The organism is Planktotalea sp., assembly GCF_018607965.1.
Taxonomy (GTDB): domain Bacteria; phylum Pseudomonadota; class Alphaproteobacteria; order Rhodobacterales; family Rhodobacteraceae; genus Planktotalea.
In genome coordinates, this window is record NZ_JABBAM010000118.1 from 1 (window position 1) to 9649 (window position 9649).

11 protein-coding genes, 1 tRNA gene and 2 pseudogenes are annotated in these 9649 nt (G+C 50.7%); 7 read left to right on the plus strand and 7 right to left on the minus strand.

Going from position 1 to position 9649, the window contains the following annotated elements; translation table 11 throughout:
- Positions 1-26: 26 nt before the first annotated feature.
- From QZ279_RS10890 to QZ279_RS10920, 7 genes and pseudogenes are all read left to right on the plus strand, one after another.
- On the plus strand, positions 27-365 hold the full coding sequence (locus QZ279_RS10890; RefSeq protein ID WP_293450768.1) for a P-II family nitrogen regulator: 339 nt from the start codon (positions 27-29) through the stop codon (positions 363-365).
- Between the two features lie 39 nt (positions 366-404).
- Positions 405-1811: a type I glutamate--ammonia ligase gene (glnA, locus tag QZ279_RS10895; RefSeq protein ID WP_293450750.1), complete on the plus strand. Its 1407-nt coding sequence runs from the start codon at positions 405-407 to the stop codon at positions 1809-1811.
- A 190-nt stretch (positions 1812-2001) separates the two neighbouring features.
- Entirely contained in the window at positions 2002-2334 is a 333-nt protein-coding gene (locus tag QZ279_RS10900) for a hypothetical protein (RefSeq protein WP_293450752.1), read from the plus strand.
- 75 nt (positions 2335-2409) lie between these two features.
- Complete coding sequence (locus QZ279_RS10905) at positions 2410-3219, plus strand: lytic murein transglycosylase (RefSeq protein ID WP_293450754.1); 810 nt, start codon at positions 2410-2412, stop codon at positions 3217-3219.
- A gap of 188 nt (positions 3220-3407) precedes the next feature.
- Positions 3408-4118 carry a hypothetical protein gene (locus tag QZ279_RS10910; RefSeq protein ID WP_293450756.1) on the plus strand — a complete coding sequence of 237 codons (711 nt, stop codon included), beginning with the start codon at positions 3408-3410 and terminating at the stop codon, positions 4116-4118.
- A 186-nt stretch (positions 4119-4304) separates the two neighbouring features.
- A pseudogene (locus QZ279_RS10915) lies at positions 4305-4496 on the plus strand (glyoxalase superfamily protein); the annotation flags it as partial.
- Positions 4497-4548: 52 nt separating this feature from the next.
- Positions 4549-4674, plus strand: a complete 126-nt coding sequence (locus QZ279_RS10920) for a glyoxalase superfamily protein (protein ID WP_293450770.1) — start codon at positions 4549-4551, stop codon at positions 4672-4674.
- A gap of 11 nt (positions 4675-4685) precedes the next feature.
- Here the strand turns inward: QZ279_RS10920 and QZ279_RS10925 are convergent.
- From QZ279_RS10925 to QZ279_RS10955, 7 genes and pseudogenes are all read right to left on the minus strand, one after another.
- Positions 4686-4762 (minus strand) — tRNA-Arg (locus tag QZ279_RS10925).
- Positions 4763-5049: 287 nt separating this feature from the next.
- On the minus strand, positions 5050-6270 hold the full coding sequence (locus tag QZ279_RS10930; protein ID WP_293450758.1) for a cysteine desulfurase: 1221 nt from the start codon (positions 6268-6270) through the stop codon (positions 5050-5052).
- On the minus strand, positions 6263-6850 hold the full coding sequence (locus QZ279_RS10935; protein ID WP_293450760.1) for a hypothetical protein: 588 nt from the start codon (positions 6848-6850) through the stop codon (positions 6263-6265). Before QZ279_RS10935 ends, QZ279_RS10930 begins: the two co-directional genes overlap by 8 nt.
- Positions 6850-7332: a YIP1 family protein gene (locus QZ279_RS10940; RefSeq protein ID WP_293450762.1), complete on the minus strand. Its 483-nt coding sequence runs from the start codon at positions 7330-7332 to the stop codon at positions 6850-6852. The genes QZ279_RS10935 and QZ279_RS10940 overlap by 1 nt, the downstream gene beginning before the upstream one ends.
- Positions 7332-8612 (minus strand): Fe-S cluster assembly protein SufD, encoded by a 1281-nt coding sequence (sufD, locus tag QZ279_RS10945; RefSeq protein ID WP_293450764.1) that lies wholly within the window; start codon positions 8610-8612, stop codon positions 7332-7334. Before sufD ends, QZ279_RS10940 begins: the two co-directional genes overlap by 1 nt.
- Entirely contained in the window at positions 8613-9368 is a 756-nt protein-coding gene (sufC, locus tag QZ279_RS10950) for a Fe-S cluster assembly ATPase SufC (protein WP_293450766.1), read from the minus strand.
- 34 nt (positions 9369-9402) lie between these two features.
- Positions 9403-9649: pseudogene (locus QZ279_RS10955) on the minus strand (hypothetical protein); the annotation flags it as partial.

Sequence of the window (9649 nt, forward strand, 5' to 3'; positions counted from 1 at the left end):
CCAGAAGTTCACTGGAAGGACACGCCATGAAAAAGATCGAAGCGATCATTAAGCCATTCAAACTCGATGAAGTGAAAGAAGCGCTTCAAGATGTTGGCGTCCAAGGTCTTAGTGTGATCGAAGTCAAAGGCTTTGGTCGTCAAAAAGGCCACACAGAACTGTATCGCGGTGCAGAATATGTCGTTGATTTTCTTCCTAAAGTGAAGATCGACGTTGTTTTGGATGACGATCAGGTCGATGCCGCCATTGAGGCCATCGTGAACGCCGCTAAAACGGATAAAATTGGCGACGGAAAAATCTTCGTTAGCCCCGTTGAGCAAGCCATTCGTATTCGTACCGGTGAATCCGGTCCGGACGCGCTGTAAACCACACCCAACATTATTAACTCTAAGAGGACATCAGGCATGAGTATTGAAGCCGTTCTAAAGCAAATCCGTGACGAAGACGTTGCCTATGTGGACATTCGTTTCACAGACACACGCGGAAAAGTGCAGCACGTCACTGTCGATTGCGACTTGGTTGACGAAGATTTCCTCGAAGAGGGCTTCATGTTTGATGGCTCCTCTATCGCAGGTTGGAAATCCATCGAGAACTCCGACATGAAATTAATGCCTGATACGTCAACAACGTATCTTGATCCCTTCTATGCAGAGAAAACGCTTTGCATTCATTGTTCCATTGTCGAGCCAGACACAGGCGAAGCCTATGAGCGCGACCCACGCGGCACAGCACAAAAGGCCGAAGCTTACTTGAAGGCAACGGGTATTGGCGACGTGGCCTACATGGGTCCAGAAGCAGAGTTCTTCTTGTTTGATGATGTGCGTTTTGAGAACAAAATCAACAAGGTATCGTTTGAAGTTGATGCAACAGACGCATCGTGGAACACGGATACCGAGTACGAGATGGGCAACATGGGCCACCGCCCGGGCCTTAAGGGTGGATACTTCCCAACCAACCCGATTGACGAAGCCCAAGATCTACGCGGCGAAATGCTTTCAACAATGAAGCGTCTTGGCATGAAGGTCGACAAGCATCACCACGAGGTCGCGTCCTGCCAGCACGAACTTGGCTTGATCTTTGACAGCCTGACAAAACAGGCCGATGAGCTTCAGAAATACAAATACGTAATCCACAACGTGGCGCACGCCTACGGCAAATCCGCAACATTCATGCCAAAGCCGATCTACGGCGACAACGGCACAGGTATGCACGTGAACATGTCCATCTGGAAAGACGGCAAGCCGCTCTTTGCAGGTGACAAGTATGCTGATCTGTCCCAAGAAGCGCTTTACTTCATCGGTGGCATCTTGAAGCACGCGAAATCGTTGAACGCATTCACAAACCCATCGACAAACAGCTACAAACGCTTGATCCCTGGCTTTGAAGCCCCTGTTCTGCGCGCTTATTCTGCTCGCAACCGTTCAGGCTGTGTTCGTATCCCATGGACAGAAAGCCCAAAAGCTAAGCGCGTCGAGGCACGTTTCCCTGATCCATCCGCCAACCCCTACCTGTGCTTCTCCGCACTACTTATGGCTGGCCTAGACGGTATCAAGAACAAGATCGATCCCGGCGAAGCGATGGACAAGAACCTTTATGACCTTCCTGCGGAAGAGCTTGCGGACATTCCAACAGTTTGTGGGTCCTTGCGCGAAGCACTGGACGAGCTGAAAGCAAACGGCGACTATCTGCTTGCGGGCGACGTGTTCACCCAAGACCAAATCGATGGTTACATCGCGTTGAAAATGGAAGAAGTCGAATTGTACGAACACACGCCGCACCCAGTTGAGTATGGTATGTACTATTCCTGCTAAAATCTAAACATCAAAAACATCTCAAAAGGGGCTCTTTGGAGCGCCTTTTGTCGTTTTAGCAGTATGGGCTGATTGAGGCAGATGCGCCACAATCCCCCGATACTCGGCACACAAATTCCATTTTGGAAACAAACCTCGTCCCAATTTGTTTGTAATCTTGGATATACGAGCAAAAAAGAGAATTTGAAAAATGACATATACACCCCAAATGAACAACATGTCGCCCCGTGGCGGCGTCTATATGATTGACCAAAAAAACGTCGAGAAAATTTTGAAATCTCTGATGTTGCGCCAAAGCGGCGGATATAGCGTCAGCACGCTGCCTGAAGCTTGTCACAAGGCATCATTTGAAGGCTGGAAACAAAGCCAGTTGGAATTTGCGCGCCGCTTAGCACAGATAACAGCGAAACAAGCCGCCCGCCAAAAAGCGCGGTTCACTTGGAAGCATCGCTCCATCGGGCTTTTGCGACGCCTTGCACTGATCGTGATGGTCGCAAGCATTCTCGCAGCCCAATATATTTAAGTTAAACTTTAGCATTGCTCCCAAATCACTCAGCGGTAACATAGCAGCCAAATTTGCGTGTTTTGGGAAAGTTAAATGAAGCGTTTGTTTATCACGGCAGCATTGCTGATCGTGGGCCAAAGTGCCATCGCCGCGGAGTGCATCACAAATCAAAATCAATTTGGTAATTACAAAAATACATTAGCACAAAGTGCGAAGTCCGCAGGCGTTGGTCAGCGTGGTCTTAATGCATTGTCCCAAGCACGCTTGTCGGGCATAACGTGGCGCTTTGAATCCAGTCCGCGCAATCAAACTGGTACACTTCAAGGAGATCCTGCAAAGTTTCTCGCAAAGCGGTCTGGCAGTTCTGCCGATAACTTTATCAAGCGAACCCGTTCTAAGATCGCCAATAACAAGAATACCTTCGCAGCGCTCGAAAAACGATTTGGCGTACCATCGGGTCTTTTGGCGACGATTTGGGGGCTTGAAACCAGCTGGGGCGGTTATTTGGGCAAAACGCCAATCGTAGATGGTGCAGTTACGTTATCATCCTATTGCCGCCGTCATCCAAAGTTTCACCCGCATTCGATTGCGGCACTGAAAATGATCGATGCTGGAATAGTCCCTGCCCAAAAAGGCGGTGGTCCTTCTGGTGAGCTTGGCCATATGCAATTCCTTGCAGGCAATTGGCTGCGCTTTCGTGTGGACGGCAATGGAGATGGGCGAACAGATCCCTACAATGCAGTCGATGCACTTGCGACCGCAGCAAATATGTTGCGTCAAAGCGGTTGGAAACCGGGTCAACCTTTCGGTGAAGGAACCTCGAACTACAACGCTTTGAAAAGCTGGAATGACAGTGGCAATTATTTGCGTGCAATTGTTTATGCCGCGCAACGCGCTGGCTAAGTCACTACACGTAAAGTTTGCAGGGAAAGCTTAATATTCAAAGGCTTTTCCTGAAAAATACAATCAAGAGCGTATATTTTCTTCCTAGTCGTCTTAATCCGGCCATCTTCGTTAACCACAATGATGGAAAGTGAAAAACTGGTAGGGCGAATATGACATTTCAATCTTGCACGACATTTGCAGCGATCATGCGTGCAGACAAACCCGATTTTAACATTTCGGAATTGGCTAATGAGATCTTGAATAGCAAGACTGCACAACACCTTGGGGCTGATTTATTAAGTTGGGAGTGTAACCATTTGAATTTTATTGATTTTAAGACAGTTCGAATTGCTCTACAAGACATTCCTAGCGCCCAAGACAGACCTAACATTGTATGTGTAGCAGTCGGAACAATACCCGGCGAAATGCTGCCTCATCACATTGACAGCGCGCCCCTTGCCCGTGAGTTGGTGAAGCGCATCACAGAATTAGTAGATGCAAACGCTGTCCTTTGGAATGTTCCAACCCAGCCCCTATGTCCTGAGGTTATGGACGACTTTCAACACGAACTAGACAGCATGCTGCGCTACCTAGACGTGCAGCTTAAAACAGCGCAGCACGCGGCAAAGAAACGTATTCCAGGCCTCAACACGTCGTTCCTAAAAGACGCCGATGCCTTTGGCGATTTACGCACAGATCTTCGTAACACTCATAGGGTTGGAGATGTTCACATGCTCCATCTTAGAACGTCGATGTTTTCCTCTTTCTGTTCTTTTTTATCAGCGCGTCGTCACAACGCCTTAGCGGTTTTTTCAAGTATTTGGACGCGCGCTGGGGTAGACAAGCCGCACTCGTCCACCCAAATGGACATTAAGGAGCGCTGCTTCCTGCCGTTCGCAAAGGTGACCTTTTGGTAAATGCAGCATTCATACGTACCCCGTCCTTTTGACTTATGGTCACAAGATGGTGGCAATGCGAACACCCCCAGAACGCAGTGACCCATAATTCAAATGGGATCTTATCCAATGACGACGACACACAATGGCACGCCAGTGCCCTCGCCCGATGCACTGAAATCGCAAGCTAAACGTTTGCGCGCTGCTATGGCGGAAAAGCAAACCCCAATCACACAAAGCATGGCCCTTGAAGCCGTGGCGCGCCAATGAGGATACCGCGACTGGAACACGCTCAGCACGGTCGCCAAATCCAATGCACCCATAGGTTGGAACGTTGGTCAACGCGTGGCTGGCCAATACTTGGGGCATTTATTCCTAGGTTCGCTGAAAGCTGTGCACGCTGCCAATGGCGGGTTTTGGTATCTCACCGTAATCTTTGATGAGGCCGTAGATGTCGTTGACATTCGCGTCTTTCAGTTCATCTCGCAAACAAGTGAATGTTGTCCTGAACGAGGATGGTGTGGCGCAGGCGAAAACCTCAAACGGAGTTCCCCACATGGAACTTCGCGCGATCTAACTTAGGGGAAATGGTGCACCCAGATGGATTCGAACCATCGACCTCTGCCTTCGGAGGGCAGCGCTCTATCCAGCTGAGCTATGGGTGCCTTGTCGGGGCGGTATAACTTTGCCGTCCCTGTCCCGCAATGAAATAATTTTCCGCCCGCGCGCCTCAAAATGGCAGGGTTTGCAGCTGCTTAAGATTCTAAAGCAAGTCTTTCAAATTTATCACATTTTTTCTTCAGAGACGTACAACTCAACCCACTTTCCTTTGAGGGTCAATGGGATGTTTTCTCATCGAAAACTAAGAATAACCTTTGTTTAAAACGCTATTTTCCACGGATAATCTGACACGACAATCATGGCAGACGGTTTTATTATCGACCAATAGGCGTCAACCAAACAAATCATGCGCCAATTCTAGTGCGTCGATGAGGGCATCCACATCGGCGCGCGTATTGTACACGGCGAATGACGCACGGCATGTGGCCGTTTCATCAAGGAATTCCATCAACGGCCCCGCGCAATGTTGACCAGCGCGTACCGCGACCCCCTTTTTGTCAAGGATCGTCGAAATGTCATGGGCGTGTGCAGCCCCTTCCATCGTAAAACTAAAGATCGCGCCCTTGGTCGCTGAATTACCCTGAACAGTGATCCAGTTCAAACCGCGCAGCTTTTCATTGGCGTAATCGCGCAGATCGACTTCGTGGGCCGCAATCGCGTCCATCCCGATATCCATCATGTATTCAAGCGCAACGCCAAGGCCGATCATTTGAACGATGCCCGGCGTGCCCGCTTCGAACTTCATGGGCGCATCATTATAGATAACCGCATCTTTCGTGACTTCGCGGATCATATCGCCGCCACCAATAAACGGCTGCATTTCTGCCATGCGCTCGCGCTTCATAAAGATCGCACCGGATCCTGAGGGACCATAGAGTTTATGACCTGTAATCGCATAAAAATCACAGCCAATGTCGTCGACATTAACGGGCATATGCACTGACGCCTGTGATCCATCCACCAGAACCGCGATGCCGCGGTCATGCGCTGCTTTTGTGATGGTTTTCACATCAACCACCGTGCCCAAAACATTGGACATATGCGTCACAGCCACCAGCTTGGTACGTGGTCCGATCGCATCGATAACCGTCTGTGGATCAAGATCACCATTTGCGTCCACATCAACCCATTTGATCACGATTCCTTGACGTTCGCGCAAGAAATGCCACGGCACGATGTTGGCGTGATGCTCCATGACCGACAAAATGACCTCGTCCCCTGCTTGCAGGTTAGGCATGGCCCAGCCGTAAGCAACGGTATTGATGCCCTCTGTCGTGCCTGAATTAAACACGATCTGGTCTGCATCAGCGACGTTCAAAAACTTGGCAATTGTGCCGCGCACCGCTTCGTATTTATCTGTCGCAAGATTGCTTAGAAAATGTAGCCCGCGGTGAACATTTGCGTATTCTTCTGCGTACGCACGTGTGATTGCATCGATAACAACCTGTGGTTTTTGTGCAGAAGCACCGCTATCAAGATAGATCAGCGGCTTGCCGTTCACTTCACGTGACAGGATAGGGAAATCGGCGCGGATCGCCTCTACATTAAACATAAGGGGTTAGTCCCATATTTTGTACGCCCAAAAGTGAGATCGCCAATGCAAGGCCCAGCATGATACCAAGGCCCGCAAGAACAAGCGCACCAAAGCTTGTAAACAAGTTGTAAAATTCATGAGCAACATCAATGAATTGCAACAACAACCACATACCATATAGCGTAGCACAAAGCGCAAGCAATCCAACGAGTCCTGGAATAATTGGCATCAGCACAAAGGTGACAAGCTGCAATCCAAAGCGCAAAAATTGTAGCCAAGCAATCAACGTCATGATGCCCTCTAACGTGGCTTTGCCACCCAGAAAACGACCCGCATAGGTGACGGACACGATGCTTAGCACAAGGCCAAGGCCGATAAACAAAGCGAAAATGAGCGCAGATGTGAACAGAATTGGCAAGTTACTTGTGGGCGGCGCGGCCAATAAGGACAGCTGGTAAACGATCGTGTTCAAAACGACTGCCAATCCAAGTGCCATCATCAGCATGGTGCGATCCAAACGCATTGCCAAAAGCTCAGCAGCGACCGAACGCGGTTCGGTTACCGTACGCACAGCAAGATTAAGAAATGCGTTCAACATCAATTCGGCCTTTCTGCTTCGATCAAGCCTGAGACCCAGAACCAGATGAAGGTAACAAACCAGAGGAATCCAACCACTTGCAAGCCAGGCCCAGGGCCAATCAAGCCCTCGACCAAGCCATTAAGCAACATAAGTGGTGATGATGCCAGCAACGCCCAAAACAGCGCCATGCGTGCGCCGTACCAATTGCCCTTGCCCCGTAGAACTTTCGCCACGATCCGCGTGAAAGCACCAATCGCGTATAACGCCAACGGTGCAATGAACAACCACGCCAGCAGCGCGCCACCCAACAGCATATTCAAGTCTTCACCACTAATATGCGCTTGACGTGCCAATGCAGGCCAACGCGCGATAAACGCGATCAAGCACGCTGACATAAGGATCATCAAAGCGCGATCCTCACGTTGGCCCGTGCTCAGGATCCGCGCAATCGCTGTGCGTGGACCTCTGTAGGTTGCGACGATGTCTGACGAAACAGGCATCAGCTGCGGCGACGCGCCAGCCATGCGGCAAGGCGTTCGTTGATCTCTTCCGCGAGACCCGCATCTTCGATCTCTTCGACGGCTTCGGCTAGAAACGACAATGTCAACATATCCGTTGCCTCGCCCTGCGGCACACCGCGCGAGCGCAGATAAAACAACGCATCCTCATCAATCGCACCAGAGGTAGAGCCGTGTGAACACGCAACATCATCCGCGTAAATTTCCAGCTCGGGCTTGGCCAAGAACTGACTGTCCCCATCCAGCAAAAGGGCTTGGGAGATCTGATAACCATCGGTCTTTTGCGCACCCGCTTTCACAAGGATCTTACCTTGGAAAACACCTGTCGCGCCGTTGCGCAGAACCTTTTTGAACACCTGACGGCTTTCACAGTTCACCGCATCATGGGTGATGAAAACAGTGTCGTCGTGATGAAAATCGCCGTCGCCTAGCGCCGCACCAGCAACGGTTGCATGGGCGTTGTCACCCGTCAGTTCGATCACACATTCATTGCGCGTCAGCACGCCATTGGCCGTTAGTGTAAAGCTTTTGAACGTGGACTCTTCGCCAAGGCGCGCAAACATATGCGTGACAGCGCGGCGCTCGTGGTCACGCCCTTGGGTGCGCACATGATGAAACTTGGCACCGTCCGCAATGTCGACTTCGATGCATTTGTTGAAGCGCGCAGCCGCAGGACCGTTTTCAAGCACAGTCACTTGTGCGTCCGCATCCACCTTAACAACGTGGTGCAGTATCGCGTCAGACGTCTTGGCTACATGGGTGTAGATCATATTGATCGGCTTGCTTGGTTTGCCCGTCACATGGATCAACACACCGTCTGTTGCAAAAGCAGTGTTCAGCGCAGCAAGTGGACGTTGCACAGGCGTTTGACCCCCCGTTTCAAGCGCACCGTATAAACCCTGAGCCCAGTGTATGTCGCTGCCCGCCTCAGACAGGCGTTCAATCGTTACACCCTCAAGCGAAAGATCATCAGATGCATTGGCATCAAACACACCGTCCACAAAAACGATCTTAAGGCTGTCGACAGTTTTGAAAACCGCCTCTTCATCGGTCTCTAGGACGGATACTTCAATGACCGTGTCCTGAACCAACGTATCGGGACGCGTGTACTTCCAATATTCATCGCGGCGCTGCGGCAGGCCCATGGTGATCAAGCGCGACAGAGCGTCTTCGCGACCTGCTGTGCTCCACCCGCCTTGAGGCATAGCAAGCGATTTCAGGCGCTCAGTGGTTTCGTCCATATTAGTCTGTGCAACTGCCATTTAAGCCACCTCAGCCAGAATGTCTGCGTAGCCGTTCTGTTCAACTTCAAGAGCCAACTCAGGACCACCCGTTTTCACGATACGACCATTGGCCATGATGTGAACGTAGTCAGGCTTGATGTGATCAAGCAGACGCTGATAGTGCGTGATGACCAAGAACCCACGGCCCTCTGAGCGCAGCGCATTAACGCCCTCTGCTACCAATTTCATAGCGTCAACATCCAGACCCGAATCCGTTTCGTCCAAGATGCACATCTTAGGCTCAAGCATCGCCATTTGAAGGATCTCGTTGCGCTTCTTTTCGCCACCAGAGAAACCAACGTTCACAGGCCGCTTCAGCATATCCGCATCAATCTTAAGTGATTTCGCGCGCTCACGAACAACCTTTAGAAATTCTGTCGCGCTCATCTCGTCTTCGCCGCGCGCTTTGCGCTGGGAGTTCACGGCTGTGCGTAGAAACGTCATGTTGCCAACGCCTGGGATTTCCACTGGGTATTGGAACGCAAGGAAAAGACCCGCTGCTGCGCGCTCTTCCGGCTCCATGTCTAGCAAATCAACGCCTTCCATATCGGCGCTGCCGTCAGCGACGACGTAGCCACCTTTACCAGAGAGCACATAAGACAATGTGGACTTTCCAGACCCGTTTGGCCCCATGATCGCGTGCACTTTGCCGGCTTCAACCGTTAGATCCACACCCTTGAGGATCTGCTTATCTTCTTCTTCAAGAGAGACGTGCAAGTTTTTGATATTCAACATGTAATTCATCCTCGTTCGTGTTCGTTTAGCGGCCCTAATATGGGTCCTGCATGAGTGTGATGATCTCTAGCAAATGCTGTGCTGGGATCGGCGTTGGGGTTATTTCGAATTCAGCCATACGGCCTACAAGGCGCGGCGTGCCTACGTATTTTTCAACTCGGTGATAGCTGGGTCTGCGCATATAGTCATCCACCAAAACGCGCGTTTTCTGGGTGCAATTGAAGGCCGTCGCAAGAACACAACCCGCGCGAAACCGGCCATCAACCAAGACGACATCGGGA